Below are 22,261 nucleotides of genomic sequence, written 5' to 3' on the forward strand. Positions count from 1 at the left end.
TGGTAACGCCAACCATATTCCGAGATTCCGCAAATCACAAAACAGGATAACGTATTCTTATATAGACAAAATTATGAGTAATCGGTTACTTGAATGGTTTAAAAAGTACTCTATTCTATATATTTCGTCAACCTGTTTTTTTATTTTTACAACATCTTGCTTTTTGGCAGGTTATCACGCCACACGGTTCCCTTTTCATGCCTCAATGCTGCCCGGTGCCATCACCGCATTGCAACGCACCCATAACAGGTCTAAGTGACATACAACCGGGCAGGAGCGCTAACTACTTCGCAACCACCCAGACGGCGCAACCTCCGTTGACAAGCAGGGGGATCTCCAGAAAACTGGCAGGATCGACCATATGTTCTTGATGAATCATCTGATCCGCTTTGTCGCCATCGCGAATCACATTGGCGACATACGCGCCCTCCGTCAGAAAAGACAGCGGAATGCGAACTGATCTCGCCTCTCCACCACAGATGGCGCCAATGAACCAATCATCTCCTTTGCGCCGAGCGATGGTGACGTAACGTCCAGGATACCCTTCTAACAACCTCGTCTCATCCCAAGTTGCGGGACATGCTTGAAACAGCTTGAGCACAGGCGCATCAAGCGTCTCGTAGCTGTCGACGCTGTCCGCAAAATGTTGGACACTGGACTCAAATACAATACAAAGCGCAGTCTGGTGAGCAAAAGTCGTCTGCCCCTGATAATTCGAATACGTAACTGGCGTGTAATCCATCGGACCGACAACATTGCGTGTAAATGGCAGTGTACAGTTGTGTTCTGCCGTGGCGCCAAGCGACCACTTGTAGTACTCCGCGCCAAGCACCCCCTCACGCGTGACCAGGTGCGGCCATCTCCGCCGCTCGCCGCTCGGTTTTGTGCATCCGTGATAATTCAGCAATAACTGCCGTTTCGCCGTCTCAATGGCGAGTTTGTCGTACAAGCGAAGTTTGTCTTGGGAATCGCTTTCAAAAAAATCGACTTTTACGCCAGCCACACCCATGGCCGCCCAGCGCGACAACTTGCTTTCAATTTCATCGTCCGTCTGCAAATCCTGATGATGCGACCACACGAACAGACGCACGTCTTTGCCCTTGGCATAGTCGAGCAACTCAGGCAACCACGCTTCTTGCCACCCGCCGTCGCAGAGATAGTACTCCCATCCCATCCGCGCAGCAAAATCGACATATCGCTTTTGGACGTCGAGATCACTGGTGCTGTCTCCCGACCACCACGACCAGGCGGATCTCCCCGGTTGAATCCAACTCGTGTCGCTGATCTCCGATGCAGGATTCAGATTCTCCATCAGATTCGACGCCACAATCCCTGCCAGTTCAACGGACACAATCACCGCGCGCCAAGCTGTTTCAAACGGTCGATGCGAGAGGAGGGCTGCAGATTGATCCGGTGCAGGCACAACCCGCAATAGACACCCGTTTTGCTCGTCGGCAACACAGAGATGTGATGCGCCAGTCTCGCCATAGACCGCTGCTTCCGAAACCAGAGACCATCTGCCGTCAGGATGATGGAAGAGCACAGGCATCCCATAGTCGCCCACCGCCATGTCATTCAGTTTGCGTGCTGGGTAAAACGCCTCGTAATGTTCGACGAAGTCATGCGCCCACGCAGTGCTGCCATCGGGCATTTTAAACGCGCTGGCTTCCCCGTATATACTGATGGCGCCCGTGCCTGGTACTTTATAGCGATAGGCGATGCCATCGTCATAAGCGCGCAGGATGACATGTAGTTCGTAAATTTGCTTGCGAAACTTCAATGTCAATTCGTTGTAGTGATCGACAGCTTTCGAAGTTTTGCCGCCAATCAGATCATAAGCCTCTTGAACTGTTTTGGTTGTATGTGACAAGTAGGTCATGCCTTCGCGAAAATCAGCCACGCTGGTTGAGAGACCAAGTGGCGATGGCTCTATCATCACATGTTCATCCTGCAAGACAGAATAAGTGAGACTGCCTTCGTTCGCTAAGGTCAGCGTTAGCCGAATGCGTCCATCAGGGGAGTCGACACACCAGAATGCTTTTGAAGTTGCCTCGATGTCAGTCATCTCGTACACCTCGCGAAAATTTGTAGTGCCTGGATTGAACTAGAAAACGCACTTTTGCTGCGTGAAACTTTGCCTGGACATTCCGTAGGTCATCAATGTTGTTCTTGCACGGATTTCAGCATCTGCTGAATTTCAACATTTGGCTCATCCAATTCGTCAGCGGAGTGAATCGTAATGGTTGGTATGGCTCCCTGCGCTTCATGCGCACGCATGCGGAGCTTCTCCTCTTCCGTATGCCCGCCAAGCCGACTGTATCCAAAGGATCGAGTGAGCTTCGAGAACAAAAAATGATTCAGTGGACACCCAATCCCCTCCAATCCTGATATGGTGTCGTGATAGCTTCGGAAGAGATGCACTTGGGCAAACGACAGCGTCTGCGCAGTAATTTCATTCAATCCTTCCCCGGCGAGCACAAGCCCATTGCTCAATTTCGAGATCTGTTGCAGTTCCACGTGCAGCCCCTCGGTCGGCGTCATGTTGTCCACCAGGCAATTGTGCAAGTTGAAAGTCGCCAGCGCCACATCCAAAAAAACGGTGTCCAGTTTCAACTGTTGCACTGGCTTTGCCATGTTCTCCATGAGTATCGACTGCCACATTTTTAACCCAGGGTGAATCTTGGCCATCACATTCAAGGATCGATTCCTTGTCAACTGATGATTGGAACTTGGCACCGGAATCGCTACACCGTCCCAACCCCATCCCAAGATCTCCTTGGTTGAGATGTGTCGATACTGAAAATCACGGACGAGATCGAACAGATGATGGGATGGATCAATCTCGAGCGCATTGAAATGCGGCGCGATGTGAAATCCGTATTCCTGTCCACGCTGGATGAAATCTATCGCCGCGTCAGTTGCCACATAATTGGGATAATGTTGGTCATACGCGTCAGTTCGCCAATAGGGAAAATGGATAAGCACCTTTTCTGGCGGCACGTTTTTCGCCAGCGCTTCCAGGATGCGAACATCGTTTGGACACCAGGATATCGCCATAGAGACATCCTTTGTCCATGGAGCACGCGTTTCTGCCACCTTTTGCAGACCGTACGCTTCCCACCACCACTGCCGGTACGTTGCAGCTGGCACTTGCCAATCCCCTGTGTAGACGTTGATTTTCCAACTCAAGCCGCCAGCGCTCAAATTGTTGTCTACCGGACCGTAGGCCCAAGACTCCAATCCGATTGCGCCTGCGCCATTCTTCCCCAACTGAACCGACTTGTAGCGGTACTGGGTGTCCTCTGTATGTATCCAGAACCCTCCAGTCCGCCCTTGCAAAATCAGGAGCCCTGCCTCCCATTCGTGCGGCCATGACCAGTGTGTATTCTGAAGCAAGGAATCCCCTAAACTGAGCTTGACGCCCTGAAAAAAGGGAGCGACCAATTCCAAATCGTTCAGGACACCGGATACATTCCATCTGCAAGCGCAAACGCCAGGGCGCGCGGAGAATGCGGCGGGATCGACAATCAGATCTCCTGTAGCTTCATCCTCTGTCAGTGTGATGACCCCATCGGCGTGCCAACCGCTGAAGCGAATTTCTGCACACGTGTCCGACAGGCTGCGGCACTCAATTTGTCCACGAGGGCCGCGACCCAGTTCAGCATGTGGGCCTGAAGCGTACAAAAGTTCCAACGACGCGACCTTGTCGACCTCCCCATCTGAGATCTCGATAAAAGATTCACCCGCGATGCTCCGAAGTGTCGTTATCAAACCTTTTTGGAAGATTGCATAAAGTGTTTTCGTCTGGATGACGACGCTGTCGCCATGTACCTCAATCAACCCGGCTCCTCCAATCCCTGAAAAAATACGACTTTGCATCCTCCATCAAGCTACATATAGCACATGTTCCGGCCAACTCGCACCAAACCATCGGTTCACGATGACTCACTTTGTTGTGCCAATCCTTCCACCTCAATGGCGACATCCAAAAACGCTGTGACGTCCTCTGCGTAAGGGAGAGATGGCTGCGCCCCTTGTTTCGTGACGGTCAATGCACCTGCCGCACACGCCACGCGCAAAGCGCTGTGCACGCTGTTGTATCGCAGATAGTCAACCACGAAAGCGGCGCAAAACGCATCACCAGCCGCCGTTGTGTCTACCGGTACCACCTGAAATCCCGGTTGAAACGACATGCCGTTTTCATCAGATACATATGCGCCATAACTACCTACTTTGAGCAACACTCGCCGTGCGCCCAGTTGTTGCAGTTTGGCCGCAGCCAACCGCGCCGTCTTGATGTCGTACACAGGCTGTCCAGTGAGCAACTCAACTTCGGATTCGTTGGGCACAATCCAATCCACATGTCCAATCTGCTCGAACAAATCCGCTCTGGCTGGGGCGGGATCGAGAAATGTGGGCACCCCGGCTACCGCCGCGATGTCGAGTACCGCTTTGACCGTTTCAATTGGGATTTCTAGTTGGACCAACACTGCATCGGCACGCTCAATCATATTTTTACATTTCAGAACATTTTCCACGCCGTAAGCGTAATTCGCGCCTGGTGAGACAATGATTCGGTTTTCTCCATCTTTTTCAATGTGTACGAAAGCCACGCCAGAGGACTTGTCACTCGTCTGAATCAATTCCGTGTCGACATGGTCATGTTCGAGCATTTTCTTCAATTGCTTTCCATAACCATCCGCACCGACCATGCCCAACATGGTCACATGTGCCCCTAGCCGAGCGGCCGCGACCGCCTGATTGGCCCCTTTCCCGCCAGGAACATATTGAATATCGCCTCCCATCACAGTTTCCCCAGGACCAGGATACGGATCAGTAGGAATCAAAATGTCCATGTTTAAACTTCCGACAACAACCAAGTTCATCTTCTCAACACACCCTCGATGTCGACTTGCAAGCTATCAAAATCCCTCACTGATTGATGCGCATTCTCCGTTAGTTCTCGCAGCTTCAGTCGTCCGAGTTCTAACATACAAAATCATACACTCATCACTCAAATCATACAAAGATACGGTTTTCACCAAAAATAATTTTCAAGTAACCGTTTACTCACTGTAATATAATCCACTCTTAAAGTGACGTCAACCCTTCTTCGTCCATATCAATCAATTTCGCGTGCACCTCCTTTTTCTTCATATACGATCCCGTTTTTTACATGTACATAATTGTATACAGCCATGTTGTTGTCTATAATAAACTACATGTAATTAATGATGAGGTGAACAGGCGTGGCTAGACCCAAAAAGGATGCAGCTGAGAAAAGAGATAAACGGCTGACCGTTTACTTGACGGAAGAAGAACGCGATACGCTATACGCCACAGCGGAACGTGAAAACCGTGCAGTCACACAGGTGGTTATCACGGCGGTAAAAGACTGGATACATCGCTTGACAGAACCGTCCACAGCGCCTTGCACGGACCGAATTCAGCGCCGAGACGGCTTGGAGAGCAGTTTTCTGATTTTGGAGACCGCACAGCGACTGTTCGCCAAGTACGGCGTAGCCGAAGTGAGTATGCACCAGATTGCCAAAGCGGCTGGCGTCGGCCAAGGCACACTGTACCGTAGATACGCGAATAAAGGCGAATTATGTATGGAACTCTTGAAAGAAAGCGCAGAGAAAGTCATGCAGGAAATGGAGCAACAGATTGCAGATATCCACGGGCATACAAATCAGGCCATTGAAGTTTTGGATAGCGTGATTGAACGTGCCATCGATTTTATCGATGAAAAAGAAGACTTACTGGCATCTGTAAATCAAGCACAATTGATTGGAGACAACGAATTTTACCAAAAACTTCATCACATCTTCTGTCAACTGCTGAAGATGGCAGAGCTGGAACCGCGCGATATGGATATCCCATTGGCCGCAGATATCCTACTGTCAACCATCAGTCCCAGTTTTTATTTGTTTGAACGAGACATGAGAAAATACAGCAAAACGCAGTTTGTAGAAGGAATTCGCGACATGTACTTAAACAAACTGCAAAGTCGAATCACTGAGTGAACCGTTATTTACATGTAAATAAACTTGGGCTCATAATCCGTGTTCATCCCGTCCATATTAAAATGGGTTTTTGTCGCAAACGAGCTATCTTCCAACCAATCTACTGCTTAAATCAAGTGTAACAAATCGGACACGCCATATGCGTTGACACCCGGACAGTTGTCCTTTAATATTTTCCACACGGACATTTGTCCGTTTATGATTCATTCCAAAATTGGGTAGGTAATGAGGTGTTCATTTCCAGTGTGCTTGATTGCCGCGAAGAGGCAGATTTTGACCAAAAGCGCCCCCCTCATCCCTGCTCAATGCAAATCTTTCACGTTAGAAGGAGAAAGCACATGTTTGAAAAATATGCGCACTGGGTGCATAAATTTCGCTTTCTGATCATCATTGCCTGGATTGTCCTTACAGCCGCCGCTTATTTTGCGTTGCCTCAACTAAAAAATGTCGTCTCACATGAATCTTCACAATATCTTGCCAACAACTCGACGGTGGTTGTCGCCCAAAACCTATTAAAACAGGTGAATCCAAAACAGTCTGCGCAAAGTTCCGCCATCATCGCCATCCACAATGACCACGGATTGTCGAAGGCGGACAAACAGTACTTTAAAGAAAAACTTGCGCTGCTCGACAAACAGCCGAAACAGTACGGCATCAAATTTGTACAGGATAACTACAACACGAGCGCTTCGTTGGCATCGAAATTTAACAGTTCTGATCACACTGTCGAAATTGCTTCCGTCGGCTTTCCTGGAAACGACACGGATCAAAAAACGGTCAATGCTCTAGCAAACATTAAACGTGTATTCACCAACCCACCCAGAGACGCCAACGTATTATTCACTGGTGATGTGCCTTTGGAGCAGGATCAAACCAACACTTCGTTGGATGGCGCCTCCAAAACAGCTGGTGTGACAGTTGTACTCGTACTGGTGATATTGCTCTTGGTGTTCCGTTCGGCCATCACGCCATTCGTCACGCTTTTGTCCATTGGTATCTCCTTTCTCTTCTCAAGCAGTCTCGTCGGTTGGTTGGCTTCGCTTGGCCTGCCAGCATCCACGTTCACACAGACGTTCCTGATTGCCATCATCTTTGGCGCCGGCACAGATTACTCCATTATCATCCTGAACCGCTTCCGCGAGGAACTTGGCCACGGGCTGGCGCCGATTGAGGCTTTGGCCGCCGGGTTGCGCGGCGTCGCCAAAACAGTCATCTTCAGCGCGCTGACCGTACTCGTGTCATTCGCCATCCTCTATTTCGCGCACTTTAGCATTTATCGATCCGCCGTCGGTGTGGCGGTCGGTGTCTTTGTCACCATTTTCACATGTCTGACGTTTATTCCAGCGCTCATCATGGCTTTGGGACGGTTCATCTTCTGGCCGCGCAAAATCGGTTCCACACAAGCGCACAAACCTTCACGGATGTGGAATGCCACCGGCCGCGTCGCATTGCGCCACCCGTGGTGGACGCTCCTTTGCGCCGTCATCGTCCTCTTGCCCATTGGTCTCATGTTCACGGACAAGCGCTCGTTTGATCCGCTTTCCGACATTCCCTCTGCCGCATCCGTCAAAGGGTTCAACACGGTTGCGGGCGCCTTTGGTCAAGGAAACGTCATGCCTTCGGACGTGGTCATTTCGTCCCCTGACAACCTGCGCAGTCAAAAAGGGCTTGCGACCATTGAGAACGTGTCCAACGCCATCGCTCAGATGAATGGTGTCAAAGAAGTGGACAGCGCCACACGTCCAACGGGCACTGTGCTCAAATCATTTCAAATCGCTTCCCAGAACAAAGAGGCCGCTGGCGGATTGAAACAGGTGCAAAGCGGTCTGAATCTGCTATCGGGCAAGCTAGGCGGGAAATCGACCAGCACTTCCTTGCAACCATTGGTGAGCGGCGCCAAAGGGGTGCAACAGGGCGCCGGCCAATTGCATAGCGGACTGCAGCAAGTGACCTCCCAAACAAATCAGTTGACCACTGGTGCAAAGCAATTGCAGCAAGGCGCGCAGAGCATCAAAAACAGCGAAACCCAGTTGGCGACTGGCGCGACATCGACTGCGAGCGGCGCCGGTCAATTGGCCAGCGGCGCCAGTCAAGCGGCCAAAGCAGCAACTCAATTGGCCACTGGCGCAAGCAGCCTCAGTGATGCGGCGCAAACCAATGCAAGTAACGCCACCAAGTTGGCAGATCTCCTCGCACAATGGGAAAAGGCGCATCCGGATGCCAGTTCGACGGATCCAACTTGGCAACAAATTGTCCAATTGGCGAATGCTACGGAGCAAGGCACTTCACAGGCAGAAACAGCTACCAAGCAGCTGAGCGCCAACACCAAAAGCCTGTCCAGCTCATTGAGCCAGTTAAGCAGTGGCGCGACGCAAGTGAAAAATGGCGCAAATCAATTAGCGGCTGGTCAACAAAAACTGGCTGGCGCATCCGGGCAACTCGTCAGTGGACTGGCCCAATTCACCCAAGGTTCTTCACAGTTGCACAACGGCCTTTTTCAGTTGACAGACGGAGCCGCACAGCTTGCCAGCGGATCGACCCAATTGGCGTCTGGCGTCTCTGAATTGAGCCGAAATTTAGGTCAGCTCAGTTCTGGTGTCAACCAGGCTGGCAACGCTGTGGATCAACTATCCAGTGGCGTAGGCCAAGTGAAAACGGCGCTCCAGCAATCGGCGACAGCGACGACCACAGGCAACCCTGGTTTTTATGTCCCCGCCTCTGCTGTTCACAACAATGCAGACCTGAAACAGGCGATGGACGCCTACATTTCGAAAGATGGCCACGTTGCGGACATCAAAGTGGTCCTCTCGACGGATCCCTATTCGATGACGGCCATCAAAGAAATGCCGACCATCCAACAACACGCAGAAATTGCCCTTGCCCAAAGCCCGCTTTCTCAGGGCCAGATACTGATGACCGGCACCACGCCGACACAAACACAATTGAACAGTGTCTCCAATGCAGACTTTGTTCGGACCATTATCCTGATTTTGATTGCCATTTTCATTTTGTTGATGATTTTCTTGCGGTCCATCATCGCGCCGCTGTACATCATCTTCTCCTTGGCTGGCACGTACTTTATCACGATGGGCATCCTGCAATTTGTCGCCGTGCATCTCATGGGCAAACCAGGTATCAGTTGGTCGGTCCCCTTCTTCGCCTTCTTGCTGTTAGTGGCTTTAGGGGTCGACTATTCCATCTTCCTGATGTCGAGATTTGATGAGGAACTGGCGGCTGACCGACATGCCTCTGTGCGCGCGGCGATGCATCGAGCGATGAGAAACATGGGCAACGTGATTTTCTCGGCAGCCTTGATTATGGGCGGCACATTTGGTTCGATGGTCGTCGCTGGTGTGACGACATTGGTGGAAATCGGTCTCTCCATCCTCATTGGTTTGGCCATCTACTTCTTCATCATGCTGGCCTTCTTCGTGCCAGCTTGTGTCGCAGTCGTGGAAAACGGCCACTTCTGGCCGTTCCGCCGCGCCAAAACCGACGATGCTATGGAGAGCGCGATTCCCGGGCATTAAATTCAGCCTCGCAAAAAAAGCCATTCCTGCGCAGCACAAGCTGCTTTGGGATGGCTTTTTTTGATGGCTTCATCGAACAAGCCTGCTTTGCTTCAAACCAATGGTAAGCGCCATGATCGCCTTCCTACTCGGACCGATTCTCGGCGGGTGATTGCTGTCGGGATTCTGGTGGGCTCTGTATTTCTCATCAATATGCCCCATCGTAGTACTGGCCATCATCGCCGTCGCCGGGCTTGGACTCGGATTTGTGATGCCGACCGCAATGGACGCCGCCAGACGAGCTTGCATCAGAGCTGGAACGCAGCAAACTGATCTTCTCCATTCCGGAAGTTCGCGCGACATTCTGGGACAACATGGCCAAAACGATGCACATGCTATCCGAGATGGTGGCCAAACGCGCCGGACGTGACGCGGACGATCTCGCTGTGCGTGTGTTCGCTGGCGCATTGTTTGGGGTGGCAATGTCCTTATCGTTCCGCTCAATAGAACAGCCGGAAACGAACATCTACGCCGAATTTGCCGAGGCGCTGGCTTTGCTTGAAGATGGCATGCCGCTCTAGCCTGCGCCGCCTTTGGCAGCAATTGGCGCGAGTCGATATTTGATAGGTTTTATTTGGACGAAAACGGGGATTGGGGCGCCTGTGAGCGGGATCGACCAAGTCAACTCATTGACTTTCGTTCATCAGCAAGGGACCGCTGCCTGGGGCTTAGGCAACGGTCCTTTGTTTGCGCGATTAGGCGTTGTTGGTGCAGAACGTGCTTCACAATTGGCCAGTCGCTGTTCATAATTCCGCAAATTCCTATCCGAGTCATGCTCGACGGGAAGACGTTTCACCGCATATCTATCGTTTTTCACAAACCCACTTTAACTAATGGTTACTCCCCCACTTACATATCCGGCCACAGTATTCACCAAGGTAAAACCTGCAGCAGTTGCTGAAAAAACAAGCAACAGACGTGTTTGAGCAGTCACTGGAATTGCCAAACCTGTCGTAATTCCGTTACTCACAGTTCCAAGCGCAATCACGCCAGTCAGCGCTGGAGCCAACGTGACAACTGCACCAGCAACGCTGAAGCAACGACCCGAAACGCATCTGCACAGGTGGGGCAACAGTAAATTTGAGGGAAAACAAGTGAGTGGAGCGCACCAGATGCTAGATCAGCGAACAAACGACCACGGTCGCAAAGAATGTTGGGAGATACATCAATGACACGAAGAAGGTCCGTTTTGCCAGAATTTCCTCATCGTCTTTGCTGTTCATCAAAACGAAGGTCGAACGCAAGAAATAGAACCCAACCAACGTGGCCGCAGCGATATAAAGCATGTGCGCCTGCAACGTGTTGACCAATAGCCAAGATGTCAAAACCAACAAAACTGTATAAATGACCATTTGCCGCTTCGTGCTTCTGTTTCCACGCACAACTGGCATCATCGGCACACCCGCCCGTACATAATCCTCATTTTTATATAGCGCCAATGCCCAAAAATGGGCAGGCGTCCACAAGAAGATGACGGAAAACATCACCCAAGCGGCAAAACTTTGGTGGCCAGTCACACAGGCCCATCCGACAAGCGGCGGAAAAGCGCCAGCACCGCCACCGATGACGATGTTTTGCGGCGTTCTGCGCTTCAACCACATCGTGTATACGACCGCATAATAGAAATAGCCGATAAGCGAGAAGGCGGTTGACAGCCAATTACACCATACAGCAAGAACCACTACAGACAATGCGCCAAGGCCAAGGCCAACGGCCAGCGCATGCCAAGGCTTTACCAAACCGGCTGGTATCGGACGGCGGTTCGTGCGCTCCATGACTGCGTCAATATCACGGTCATACCACATGTTAATGGCTGCCCCACCACCAGCAGACAGCGCCAATCCGCCGAGACCAGCAACTGTCTTCTGTAAATCAGGAACCCCTCCTTGCGCCACAATCATCGCGCAATAAGCGGTAAATAACAAAAAAAGCATGATACGCGGTTTCGTCAACGCAACATAGGCTTTGATCACCGCTCGTATATGTGTGAGTCCAACTGCCCTCACCGATTGATTTGCCACATCCAAAACGCACACCGCCTTTAGATTCTGTCAATATGCCTCGGTGCCAAAGGTCATGATCCAAATCGACCCTGCTACGATGGCAATGACCAAGAAGAGCCCCAGCGCCAAAAACCAAGCATGCCATGCAGTTTCTCCATCAGTCTCGGTGACGTGCATAAAGAAGAACAACTGAATCACAATTTGAACCACCGCGAGAATCAAAATCGTGGTTACAAGCGCGCCAGGCCCCATACGCCCGTTCGTGTGTAACCATAGTGCAATAATCGTAAGTACAATCGACAGGACGAACCCGAGGATCGGTAAACCCAGTCCATGCTCGCGATGTGGTCGTTGTACATGCTCATCGGGCGTCGCCATGTCAATACATGCCTCCAATCAAGTAAACCACGCTAAAGAGAAAAACCCACACAACGTCGAGGAAGTGCCAGTATAGTCCTGTGATGAAGACCTTACGCGCAATGACTGGTGTTATCCCGCGTTTCGAAATTTGAATGAGCAGACACGTCATCCAGATGATGCCGAAAGACACGTGACATCCGTGTGTTCCGACTAAGGTAAAAAATGAGGATAAGAAGGCGCTGCGTTGCAAAGTAGCGCCTGTCACTGCATCTGATACAAACTCGCTCGCTTCTAAACCGATAAACGCCAGACCCAATACAATCGTGATCACAAGCCAAGTAAGCAATCCCGACTTGTTGCCACGTCGCATGAAATAGGTCGCGATACCGGAAGTAAAGCTGCTGGTCAACAGAATAATGGTCTCCGCTGTATAGCCACGAACATCATAAATCGCAGAAGGTTTCGGCCCTGTCCCGATATGCCGATACAAGACAGCGAACGTCGCAAAAAAGCAGGAGAACAACAACATGTCTGTGACGAGAAAGACCCAAAATCCGAAAATGCGCAGCGACCCGTCTTCCGTCGAATATTCAATCGGCAAATGTGCCGCGCGCGGCAGCGAATGGAGTGTTTCTTCACTGTTCGCCATGCAATAACCTCCCGTAAGCCTTTTCCGTATGTCGCACTTCCTCAATCGGAATGTAATAATCGGTGTCAAATTCGAACGACCGCAGAATCAGGCAAACGCCGACACCGAGAAAACCAAGAATGCCAAGCACATACCAGTTGAACACCAAGCCAAATCCGGCGACGAAAAAGCAGACGGAAATGACGAATGGTCGACCAGAACTTTTCGGCATGTGAATCGGATGGAGTTCACCCTTGTACTGAAGCGCCGTCACTTCTTTTCCCTCGCGCTTCTGTTGCTTGTATTCCCACCAAGCGTCGCGATCGTTCACTTGTGGAATGACAGCAAAGTTGTAGTGTGGCGCAGGGCTTGGCAACGACCACTCCAATGTGCGACCATCCCAAATATCGCCTGTCGTATCTCGTTCACCGTAAAATGCGCTGTAGACGATATCCGCCACCAAAAAGAGGAAGCCGATGCCCATCATGTATGCGCCGATGGATGATATGAGATTCCAGGTTGCCCACCCCATGCCTGGCGCATAAGTGAAGATACGTCTTGTCATGCCCATGTAGCCGAGGGCGTACTGTGGCATGAAGCACACATAAAAGCCAATGTTGAACCACCAAAACGCGTGCCTTGCCAGACGTTCATTCAGTCGATGACCGAACATCTTTGGATACCAGTAGTACAGCCCCGCAAGCATGCCGTAAACCGTCCCGCCAATGAGCACTTGGTGAAAGTGAGCGATGAGAAAATAACTGTTGTGATACTGGTAATCCGCAGGCGCCGCAGCCAACATGACGCCTGTCGCGCCGCCGATTGCGAAATTGGGAATGAACCCAAGCGTCCACAGCATCGGCGCCGGAATGCGAACGCGACCAGCGTACATGGTAAACAGCCAGGTGAACACCTTGACCCCTGTCGGGATGGCGATGATCATGGACGCGACGGCAAAGAAACTGTTGACGCCAGGACCCGCGCCCATCGTGAAAAAGTGGTGCGCCCAAACGAGGTAGCTGATGACGGTAATGACCATGATCGACGCGACCATTGACGTGTAGCCAAAGATTCTCTTGCGCGAAAAGGTGGCAACCACCTCTGAAAAGACACCAAATGCCGGTAAGACGACAATATATACTTCAGGATGTCCCCACACCCAGAACAGGTTGATGTACATCATTGGATTGCCACCCGCCAACATCGTGAAGAAGTGCGCGCCCGCAATCCGGTCAATCAACAACAGCGCAAGTACAGCGGTCAACGCGGGAAACGCCACAATAATCAGGATGCAAGCGCCGAGGACACACCAACAAAACAGCGGCAGACGCATCAAGGTCATGCCGGGCGCTCGCATTTTCAGGATGGTCACAAAGAAATTGATCCCTGTCGCGATACTGCCGATACCCGTTATTTGCAAAGCGAGTATGTAGTAGTTCTCCCCTGGCCCCATATCAAAAGGGAGATCGGAAAGCGGCGGGTAACTCATCCATCCAGCGTCAGGCGAACCGCCGATGACAAAGGAGAGATTAAGCAACATCGCCGCGAAGAAAAACAACCAGAAACTGATGGCGTTCAAATAAGGGAATGCCACATCTCTAGCGCCGATTTGCAAGGGAACGGCAACATTGAACACCGCGAAGATAAACGGCATCGCCATGAACAAGATCATGAGCGTTCCATGGGTGGTAAAAATCTCGTTGTAGTGCTGCGCTTGTAGAAAGTGCATATTCGGTTGAATCAACTGTGTGCGCATCAACAGCGCATCGACACCGCCGCGGAACAGCATCAGAATGGCGGCAATCAGGTACATGATGCCAATTTTCTTGTGATCGACCGTGGTTAACCATTCGCGCCACAGCCAGCCCCACTTCTTGTAGTATGTAAGCGCGACGATGATCGCAATGGTCACCAAAACGATGGAAACGTCTGCGCCGTAGATCATCGGTTCGCCTAAAACAAAGAAGTGGCTTGCAAAATTCTTTATGCCCGTCAACGTACGCGCACCTCTCTCTGGGTTAGTCTGTCGCTTCCTTCAACTCATGTTTCATGTACATTCCACCCTCTGACTTGATGTTCTGCTCAAATACACCAGATGGGAATGAAGAAAAGGTTTGTTTATCGACCACATTTTGCTGTGTCAATTTTTGATAACCTGCCTTTGTAAGCGCAGGGGCAGTGGATTTCGTTTGTTGGATCCACTGTTGAAAATCGTTCTCAGATTTGGCGATCACGTTGAATTTCATATGCGCAAACTCCCGACCGGAGAAATTCGCTCCGCTTCCGAAGTAGCTGCCTGGCTTGTCCGCTTGCAGCCATAAGCGCATCGCCATACCCGGCATTGTGTACTCCTGCCCGCCGAGCTGTGGAACCCAGAAGGAGTTCATCGGCGCATCAGAAGTCAAAATGAATCGAACTGGACGATTCGTCGGAATCTCGCAATAGTTGACCGTCGCAATCTTTTGATCCGGGTACTGAAACAACCACTTCCAATCCAATGAGGTGACTTGAATGGTCAAGGGCGTACCCGACATCGAGGTTGTCGGACGCACGAGTCGAAACGTATCTCGCACTGTCACGACGCCCAAAACGCAGATAATCAAAATGGGAACTCCCCACACAACGAACTCCAATCTGTGACTTTGCGCCCACTCTGGGCGATACGGTGCAGGGTTGTCAGGCGTATCACGAAATCGCCGAATGATGTAAAACATCAAGGCGATGACCGGGATGACGACAATCGCCGTCAAGACAAATGTCGTATAGATCAAATTGCGTTCAATTTCCGCGACAGGTCCCGCAGTATTGAAAAGAAAATACCGTTCTCCGCACCCGGTCAAAAGAAACGGAATCAGAATAAGCGCCATCTTGCCCGGTGGTGGGAACCGTAAAAATTTCATGCACGTTAAACTCCTTTCCATTGCTGAACATAAAGCCAGCACGTCGCTGCCAGACCATCTGTCTGCCCTCATTGACTCATATCTTCATACTTCCGCTGACACGGGGCGCATGTCGACTCTAATGTTTCCAATACAACAGTCTGGAACTAAGGTGTACAAATTCCTGGAATTCGAGCAATAGGAACAAGACAATTACGCCAATGATCGCAATGGTGGCGATTCTGGCATTGATTTTCCGTTTTCTGGCTTTAATTTCATTTCTTGATTTGTGCACGCGCGTGTTCTCCCCCGTTTCCTCTCTGGGATTTTACTGTCCATGAAGCATGTATCCGTCATACCACCAAAGTACCCCTGCTAAAGCAAATAGGATAAGAACGGTAAGAATGATCGACCAATAGACTTTTCCAAGTCCCTTATTCGCATCCCTTTCCACAGCGATCACCTCTTTGTATTTCATTTACAATTCCGGCATGCCCCATATTACATGGGATATGTTTCCTAGTCATGCGCTGATTCATACATGAGATGCGTTTTTCTTTTGTCGATACACAAATGAGTTTGTTAGACCCCATCAGACCATGTAGGATCCTCCGATTGCGTCTGCCTGAAACGCATTTGCGTCGATATAATAAAGGCGTGGTTCAGAAGGCATGCAAACAAATAAGTGGAACAATCGCACGCATTGAAGGGGAGAAATATCATATGGCCGACAAACCCGCAAAGAGACAGCCAGCACTGCAACCGCTATCGCGACACCATCATCATGCGCTTGTCCTTGCGCAATGATTGATTCGGCAACAAGAAGTAACTGATGTGCTCAAGGAAAAGATATAGACGTTCTGGAACAATAGAGGGTGGGATCACTTTCGTGAGGAAGAAGAAATTTTATTGCCTGAATTCGCCAAGCATGCGCCGCTCGCACGCGCGGAGATTGCGAAGCTGTTGATTGAACACGTAAAAATACGTAGTCTGATCAGCCAGATTTGTGAAGAACACAGAGATGAGCAAATGTCCAAACTCGGCGAACAGCTTCGCATCCACATTCACAAAGAAGAACGCACAACTGAAGATGGATAACAAGGTATGGATGAAATCAGGCGCCCTTTCTGACGTACAGAAAAGGCGCCTGTTGCTGTTTAGGTAGAATGTGGTTCACCGATATAAGTATCTAACGGGTCTCAAAAAGCCGATTTAACTAATGGTTATTCCTCCACTTACATATCCTTCTACATTATCCACCAAGCTAAGACCTGCAGCGCTTGATGAAATCACCCACAATAGACGTGTTTGCGCAGTCACTGGGATGGACAAACCTGTCGTAATTCCGTTACTTGTAGTCCCAATCGCAAGCACGCCGGTAAGCGCCGGAGCCAATGTGACAGTCGCACCAGGGACCGCAGTGAATGTATTATCCGGTGTGGGCGAACTGTACAATTGGGCTGTAACTGTAACTGTGGTTCCCACAAGACTGAGGGCTGCTGTCGAACTAAAATACGCATCAATGGATGTAATCGTTCCATCGCGTGGAACTGAAAATGCCATATCGAGCAACGTGCTCGGGCCTCCAGTGAGATCGATGGTCCCACCAGTTAAGGAAACACCTGTAACAGAATTGCCATCAGCGACGAGGCTCACCGTACCAGGTAAACCACCAGCGACCGTGGTCATATCAACTGGAAGTCCCGATGCAAAAGGAATGATTGAGCCTGCACCTGAACCTGACGGTCCAGTTGCTCCAGTTGCTCCAGTTGCTCCAGTTGCTCCAGTTGCTCCAGTTGCTCCAGTTGCTCCAGTTGCTCCAGTTGCTCCAGTTGCTCCAGTTGCTCCAGTTGCTCCGGTTGCTCCGGTTGCTCCCGTGGCTCCGGTTGCTCCCGTGGCTCCAGTTGCTCCGGTTGCTCCCGTGGCTCCGGTTGCTCCCGTGGCTCCGGTTGCTCCCGTGGCTCCGGTTGCTCCGGTTGCTCCCGTGGCTCCGGTTGCTCCCGTGGCTCCTTGCGATCCGGTGGCCCCTGTGACCCCTTGCGATCCCGTGGCGCCTGTCGCTCCCGTGGCTCCTTGCGATCCCGTGGCACCTGTCGGTCCCGTGGCTCCTTGCGATCCCGTGGCACCTGTCGGTCCTACGCTACCACGCGCCCCTGTTGATCCTTGTGATCCGGTCGTGCCTGTTGGCCCTTGCGGTCCGGTAGCGCCTGTCGCGCCGGTTGCTCCCGTGGCTCCCGTTGCACCAGTCGGTCCCGGGATACCATAAAAATGCGGCGCCTGTACTTTTAAAGCCTTCGTGTTTCCGTTCCACGTCGATTTCATATTGATGGCTTTGAGCACTTGCTGAATGTCCCACAATGGCAGATATCTCACTTGTTCTCCGCCACTCTGTCGAACAACACTGTCAATATGTGTAGCCACTAACGTCCCATTCACATATACATTCACGTTTCCCGTTTTGCCATTGAGCACTTTCACTTTCCCAGCAAGTTTCGTCGAGCTGGTCAGCTTCAGCGAAAACTGCCCGTTGGTCTCAGTCCACTGTGGCTCCAAACCGACAGATCCCAACAATGTGATAACTTCATCCGTAGAATAATAAGTGGTTTTATGTAGCGTGAATGCTTGAGTCTTCCCCAACGCATGACCATTGACTGAAGATGAGACTTGGTAATTGCTCGTATTGGAACTTGTCGCAGCAAATGTGGTATTTACGTCCATCACGGCAGTAGCAACGAGACTCGAAACCATTGTGGTCAAGTTGATCGCATTTGCCCATTTTTTTCTTTTCACCCAATATAACCCTCTTTCCAAATAATCTAAAAAATGACTTATAACGATATGATCCAAAACCAGATTTTCAACTAGTTAGACTTGACATTCCCCCATGCTTGGTCATACGATTTGAGTTGGACTTCAGAATCTACATACGCACGATTTAAAACTAACAAAGAATCCCGAGGACATGAAAGGTTAAGAATTTTGGTCTCCATTAAATGAAAATGAACATCAGCGAATACCGAAGCCTGAGTCAGGATACAAATGTCTAGAAATCATCAGTCTCTCCTTAAGCCCAAATTCAATTATATTCTTTAGATCTTAACAAAATCTGAACAACCACATTTGGTATCGAAAACGCAGTAATCACCTAAAAAAGCGTACCGGAAACGCCTTGACCCTGAACGCTTACTTTGGAGTGTGCGCCATCGACGTGGCCAAGCGGTTGACCGCATATCGTCCACATCTGAATGAATTTCCACTACCACCATCATCCTCTTTTTTATCCACTAATCCTCTAGTTCCATTGACAAAACACCGTGATAACATAGGTTCCGAAACAATCATGCCGAATCCTGTGATACAGGTACGGGGGACTTATTTTTTTGGGGTGAATCCTGGTTGCCACAACAAACAGGTAGGGGCATTCTCCACCGAACCCGTCAACTAACCTCGGAGGCACAAGGAGGAATAATTTGAATAAGAAAAGCGTGATTTCTGCATTTTTTGGTATGGCGTGTGTATTTTCCATTGGCACATCGATCGCAATGGCAGCAACATTGCCACCAGGTGTGACCATCGATCATAACATGACTCCGTTGGCGAGTGAGAATGCATCAACTCAGGCGAAGACAGACGCTGTTCTGAAAGTGGCAGAAAGCAAATTGGGCACACCGTACATCTGGGGACACAACGAAGATCGTGGACAATATGGCTTTGACTGTTCGAATTTTACAGCCTACGTTTATCATCATGCGCTAGGTTATAAAATTACAACATTCTCCACGAAACAGTATACATCTGTCGGTTATGATGAACCGAAATCCGATATGCAATCTGGAGATTTATTGTCATTCAATGACGGCGGTCATTCTGGTATATATGTCGGTAACGGAGAAATGATCCAATGTGGCGGTGGGCTTGGTAAAGTGGGCTATCTTAGCGTTAAACCAGGTTCTTACTGGTATAAACACTTAAGCGCAGTCAAAAAAATGTACTAAACACGGAGAAATCAAGGGCTCAACCAAGACATGGTTGAGCCCTTTTTCATTACATACATGCAGGCGATATAAATGGCTTTTTGATTGGTCACAAAGCATCTCGTGTTGTGAATATCGCAGAGGAGGCCGTGGAGCAAATTTGACAGATTGTTATGATAGTATAGAACTTAAATTTAAATAAGGTGGCGAATCGTTGATGCAGTGCAAAATCACACCATCAGCTAAGAAGCAGATACTGAGTATTCTCCGAGAACAAACGGATAAGAATTTAAAACTGCGGGTTTATGTCACTCACGCGCACGGGGATCATGCCCATTACGGGATGAGTCTTGATTATCAAAAACCTGATGATTTAATCAACGCGACGACACCTGGAATTGAAGTATTGCTTGAAAGCAATCATGAATTCTTGAATGGCATTGTCATTGATTACGACGCAACTCAAGACGGTTTTTCCATCACAAATCCGCAGAAAGGGCATCACCACCATCATTGATAGAACATATCAGACACCCTACTCGTTGCTTGGGTGAAACTCAAGTGCAATCAAGTTGTACTTGCGCTAAAAGAGATCACTCAAAAGAGCGATCTCTTTTTATAAAGCCGCGCCATCGCGCGCTTTTTTGATGAATGTTGATGCGTTCGAACCGCCGGACACAACGGAAACAGTTGGTCATAAAGTGTAAACCTAGCTCGCTTCCAGGTCGATAATTGTGTTCCTTATTGGCTTTCAAACGATGTTGTCAACTCTACCAACGGGTTTTGTTCGGAATCCTCGTTGAACTCCTCATCATTTTCCGATGCCTTCGCTGCATGCGAAACGCAAAAGGCTTGCTGCTTTATCTCATATGGTTCTGGCCGGTTTCGGCCATACAGTCGCACATAAATCTGTTCAACTTCCTCGCCAGTCAGATCTCCCTGCTTCAACAACTGATTCGCAATCTTGTGGACGAATTCAGCATGTTCCTGTAGCAGTTGCTTTACTTGAGCCATCTGGTCCTTCAACAGCTCATTGATTTTGGGCCGAAGCGCCTTAAGCCCATCTATCCGCGAGCCTATCGCAAGCCAACTGAACAACTCATCGCCCATTCCCACCAGGCCAAGGTACGCGCCGGCTATCTCAGTCGCCTGCTGCAGGTCAGAGGTGACGCCGTTTAATTTCTTTCCCAGGAACTCCTCTTCCGCTGCCCGAGCCGCCAAACAGACTTGGATTTCTGCCAGCATCTCACTGTCACTGCGGTTATACCTCTCATGCGTAGGCTTCGTGGCGGCCAGACCGAGCGCGCCACCTCGGCGGATGATGGTTACCTTCCACACACGGTCGTGAGGCTTCAGTAAGTACTGGGTCACCGCATGACCGGCCTCGTGGTAGGCAATGTTCCGTTTCTCATCCTCTCGCATGGAGCGAAGCGGCTGTTTCAGCCCCCACTCATAGGTCTCCATAGCCATCCGGAAATCCTCGTAAGCGGCGGCCAGAGCGCCCCGCTGATGGGCAATCACGACTGATTCATTGACGATATGTTTGATTTGTGCAGGGCTATACCCAATCGCATCCAATGCCGCCCGCTCTGAAGTCAAACTAGGTTCACACTTGACCTTCTGAAGGTAGTAGTTGAAGACGTCCACCCGTCCATCATAATCCGGGAAATCCACCCATACCTGCCTGTCAAAGCGTCCGGGCCGGATTAACGCCGAATCTAGTACGTCAGGTAGATTCGTGGCCCCGATAGTCAACACTGCCGGCCGCTCAGCTTTCTTTCGCCTCAAACCGAGTCCACGAAGAAACCTGGCAAACCGCGAAGTGTCAATGTTTGGCGGATCAAGCTGCAAGAGTAGCTCATTAAGAAGGCCGCTTCCTCCGCCCATGCCCAGCAAACCACCAATCCCACCCTGTTGTCTCTTTAATCCAATAGCATCTATCTCGTCGATGAAGATGATGCAAGCTCCGTACACTTTCGCCAGCTTCCTAGCCTTTCTGTACAGGCCCATCACCTTCAGATTCCCCACACCAAAGAACATGTTTTGAAAGCTTGGCGCTGAAGCGTAAGCAAAAGGGACCTGCGCTTCGTTCGCAATCACCTGAGCTAGGTATGATTTACCGGTACCTGGCGGTCCACAGAGGAGCAGTCCTCGGATGACCTCGCCGCCCATCTCCTTGAATTCTTTGACGCCCTTCAATAACGTAACAATCCGCTCAGCATTCTCAACGATTTCTGGGTTACCCCGATAATCGTCCCAAGAGACACCAGTCTCACGAGGTAAAATCCAATATGTGCGTCCCCGGGCCATGAACCAGAAAAGAGCAGCAAACTGGAGGATCATAGCCAGCATTTCGATCACCACTTGGAGTGCAACGCCCAAAACACTCGACGCCACACCCCAACCACCTAACCACAACGACACTGAAATAATAAAGAGGACGATAAACCAGAGCAGTACTTTTCGCCAATTGATCCACCGATGTCTGATACAAATCACTTCCCTTTTATCTAGTAGCAACCTGCTGAATGCTAGTTACAACGCTGGATCAGCTGCTATTCTTTAGGCTGATAAGCGCTTAGACTACGAACAAATATAGCGGATTACATTAGAGTTCGAAATGAATCCCACGTTTACGCTTCTCTTTGCCAAAATGGATGTGTCGTGTACTCTGTTAAACCCTAAAGACAACGCGACTAGTTACTCAAGCGTAGTCAATTTGGCAGAAAAGCCGGTCGGTAATCAATACTACCACGACAGAATCGACAATCATCATAGCAGTGCTCCCTTGAAAATCGCACGAAAGTGAGCTCTGGTGCAAA

At 50.1% G+C, this 22,261-nt stretch carries 17 protein-coding genes, 2 pseudogenes and 1 riboswitch; of the genes and pseudogenes, 7 read left to right on the forward strand and 12 right to left on the reverse strand.

Going from position 1 to position 22,261, the window contains the following annotated elements; all coding sequences use genetic code 11:
• Positions 1-283 precede the first annotated feature (283 nt).
• The 3 genes from ACFSB2_RS07755 to rbsK form a co-directional block, all read right to left on the reverse strand.
• Entirely contained in the window at positions 284-2,065 is a 1,782-nt protein-coding gene (locus ACFSB2_RS07755) for a glycoside hydrolase family 97 protein (protein WP_377942462.1), read from the reverse strand.
• A 92-nt stretch (positions 2,066-2,157) separates the two neighbouring features.
• Positions 2,158-3,840 carry a DUF6259 domain-containing protein gene (locus tag ACFSB2_RS07760; protein WP_377942463.1) on the reverse strand — a complete coding sequence of 561 codons (1,683 nt, stop codon included), beginning with the start codon at positions 3,838-3,840 and terminating at the stop codon, positions 2,158-2,160.
• A 95-nt stretch (positions 3,841-3,935) separates the two neighbouring features.
• A complete protein-coding gene (rbsK, locus tag ACFSB2_RS07765) occupies positions 3,936-4,886 on the reverse strand; it encodes a ribokinase (protein ID WP_377942464.1) in 951 nt (316 codons plus the stop codon).
• Positions 4,887-5,249: 363 nt separating this feature from the next.
• Here rbsK and ACFSB2_RS07770 point away from each other — a divergent pair, with 363 nt between their 5' ends.
• On the forward strand, positions 5,250-6,026 hold the full coding sequence (locus ACFSB2_RS07770) for a TetR/AcrR family transcriptional regulator (protein WP_377942465.1): 777 nt from the start codon (positions 5,250-5,252) through the stop codon (positions 6,024-6,026).
• A gap of 338 nt (positions 6,027-6,364) precedes the next feature.
• Positions 6,365-9,556, forward strand: a complete 3,192-nt coding sequence (locus ACFSB2_RS07775; RefSeq protein ID WP_377942466.1) for an MMPL family transporter — start codon at positions 6,365-6,367, stop codon at positions 9,554-9,556.
• 69 nt (positions 9,557-9,625) lie between these two features.
• On the opposite strand, the gene ACFSB2_RS07780 is transcribed toward ACFSB2_RS07775, so the two are convergent.
• Complete coding sequence (locus tag ACFSB2_RS07780; RefSeq protein WP_377942467.1) at positions 9,626-9,898, reverse strand: hypothetical protein; 273 nt, start codon at positions 9,896-9,898, stop codon at positions 9,626-9,628.
• On the opposite strand from ACFSB2_RS07780, the gene ACFSB2_RS07785 reads away from it, so the two are divergent.
• Together ACFSB2_RS07785 and ACFSB2_RS07790 are read left to right on the forward strand one after the other, a co-directional pair.
• Positions 9,877-10,116, forward strand: a complete 240-nt coding sequence (locus ACFSB2_RS07785; protein ID WP_377942610.1) for an acyl-CoA-like ligand-binding transcription factor — start codon at positions 9,877-9,879, stop codon at positions 10,114-10,116. The two genes, ACFSB2_RS07780 and ACFSB2_RS07785, sit on opposite strands and share 22 nt — an antisense overlap.
• A 39-nt stretch (positions 10,117-10,155) precedes the next feature.
• On the forward strand, positions 10,156-10,344 hold the full coding sequence (locus ACFSB2_RS07790) for a hypothetical protein (protein ID WP_377942468.1): 189 nt from the start codon (positions 10,156-10,158) through the stop codon (positions 10,342-10,344).
• A 77-nt stretch (positions 10,345-10,421) separates the two neighbouring features.
• On the opposite strand, the pseudogene ACFSB2_RS07795 reads toward ACFSB2_RS07790, so the two are convergent.
• The 6 genes and pseudogenes from ACFSB2_RS07795 to ACFSB2_RS07820 form a co-directional block, all read right to left on the reverse strand.
• A pseudogene (locus ACFSB2_RS07795) lies at positions 10,422-10,628 on the reverse strand (exosporium glycoprotein BclB-related protein); the annotation flags it as partial.
• 82 nt (positions 10,629-10,710) lie between these two features.
• Complete coding sequence (locus tag ACFSB2_RS07800) at positions 10,711-11,616, reverse strand: heme o synthase (protein ID WP_377942611.1); 906 nt, start codon at positions 11,614-11,616, stop codon at positions 10,711-10,713.
• A gap of 30 nt (positions 11,617-11,646) precedes the next feature.
• On the reverse strand, positions 11,647-11,976 hold the full coding sequence (locus ACFSB2_RS07805) for a cytochrome o ubiquinol oxidase subunit IV (protein ID WP_377942469.1): 330 nt from the start codon (positions 11,974-11,976) through the stop codon (positions 11,647-11,649).
• 1 nt (position 11,977) lies between these two features.
• Complete coding sequence (locus ACFSB2_RS07810) at positions 11,978-12,607, reverse strand: cytochrome (ubi)quinol oxidase subunit III (protein WP_377942470.1); 630 nt, start codon at positions 12,605-12,607, stop codon at positions 11,978-11,980.
• Positions 12,594-14,531, reverse strand: coding sequence for a cbb3-type cytochrome c oxidase subunit I (locus ACFSB2_RS07815; RefSeq protein WP_377942612.1), 1,938 nt, complete (start codon positions 14,529-14,531; stop codon positions 12,594-12,596). The genes ACFSB2_RS07810 and ACFSB2_RS07815 overlap by 14 nt, the downstream gene beginning before the upstream one ends.
• Positions 14,532-14,604: 73 nt before the next feature.
• Positions 14,605-15,486 carry a cytochrome c oxidase subunit II gene (locus ACFSB2_RS07820; RefSeq protein WP_377942471.1) on the reverse strand — a complete coding sequence of 294 codons (882 nt, stop codon included), beginning with the start codon at positions 15,484-15,486 and terminating at the stop codon, positions 14,605-14,607.
• 870 nt (positions 15,487-16,356) lie between these two features.
• Here ACFSB2_RS07820 and ACFSB2_RS07825 point away from each other — a divergent pair.
• Positions 16,357-16,563: pseudogene (locus tag ACFSB2_RS07825) on the forward strand (hemerythrin domain-containing protein); the annotation flags it as partial.
• A 114-nt stretch (positions 16,564-16,677) separates the two neighbouring features.
• Here ACFSB2_RS07825 and ACFSB2_RS07830 read toward each other — a convergent pair.
• A complete protein-coding gene (locus ACFSB2_RS07830; RefSeq protein WP_377942472.1) occupies positions 16,678-18,255 on the reverse strand; it encodes an exosporium glycoprotein BclB-related protein in 1,578 nt (525 codons plus the stop codon).
• 541 nt (positions 18,256-18,796) lie between these two features.
• Positions 18,797-18,936, forward strand: a riboswitch (cyclic di-AMP (ydaO/yuaA leader).
• On the opposite strand from ACFSB2_RS07830, the gene ACFSB2_RS07835 reads away from it, so the two are divergent.
• Complete coding sequence (locus ACFSB2_RS07835) at positions 18,936-19,460, forward strand: C40 family peptidase (protein ID WP_377942473.1); 525 nt, start codon at positions 18,936-18,938, stop codon at positions 19,458-19,460. It overlaps the preceding riboswitch by 1 nt.
• A gap of 196 nt (positions 19,461-19,656) precedes the next feature.
• Positions 19,657-19,956 (forward strand): HesB/IscA family protein, encoded by a 300-nt coding sequence (locus ACFSB2_RS07840; RefSeq protein ID WP_377942613.1) that lies wholly within the window; start codon positions 19,657-19,659, stop codon positions 19,954-19,956.
• Positions 19,957-20,180: 224 nt separating this feature from the next.
• Here the strand turns inward: ACFSB2_RS07840 and ACFSB2_RS07845 are convergent, their stop codons facing one another.
• Complete coding sequence (locus ACFSB2_RS07845) at positions 20,181-21,836, reverse strand: AAA family ATPase (RefSeq protein ID WP_377942474.1); 1,656 nt, start codon at positions 21,834-21,836, stop codon at positions 20,181-20,183.
• Between the last annotated feature and the right edge of the window lie 425 nt (positions 21,837-22,261).

The organism is Alicyclobacillus fodiniaquatilis, assembly GCF_042678105.1.
GTDB lineage: Bacteria > Bacillota > Bacilli > Alicyclobacillales > Alicyclobacillaceae > Alicyclobacillus > Alicyclobacillus fodiniaquatilis.

Coding starts and splice junctions, on each gene's coding strand:
- ACFSB2_RS07755 (WP_377942462.1), bottom strand. CDS start 2,065: ATGACTGACATCGAGGCAACTTCAAAAGCATTCTGGTGTGTCGACTCC.
- rbsK (WP_377942464.1), bottom strand. CDS start 4,886: ATGAACTTGGTTGTTGTCGGAAGTTTAAACATGGACATTTTGATTCCT.
- ACFSB2_RS07775 (WP_377942466.1), top strand. CDS start 6,365: ATGTTTGAAAAATATGCGCACTGGGTGCATAAATTTCGCTTTCTGATC.
- ACFSB2_RS07780 (WP_377942467.1), bottom strand. CDS start 9,898: ATGTCGCGCGAACTTCCGGAATGGAGAAGATCAGTTTGCTGCGTTCCA.
- ACFSB2_RS07805 (WP_377942469.1), bottom strand. CDS start 11,976: ATGGCGACGCCCGATGAGCATGTACAACGACCACATCGCGAGCATGGA.
- ACFSB2_RS07810 (WP_377942470.1), bottom strand. CDS start 12,607: ATGGCGAACAGTGAAGAAACACTCCATTCGCTGCCGCGCGCGGCACAT.
- ACFSB2_RS07815 (WP_377942612.1), bottom strand. CDS start 14,531: ATGATCTACGGCGCAGACGTTTCCATCGTTTTGGTGACCATTGCGATC.
- ACFSB2_RS07820 (WP_377942471.1), bottom strand. CDS start 15,486: ATGAAATTTTTACGGTTCCCACCACCGGGCAAGATGGCGCTTATTCTG.
- ACFSB2_RS07840 (WP_377942613.1), top strand. CDS start 19,657: ATGCAGTGCAAAATCACACCATCAGCTAAGAAGCAGATACTGAGTATT.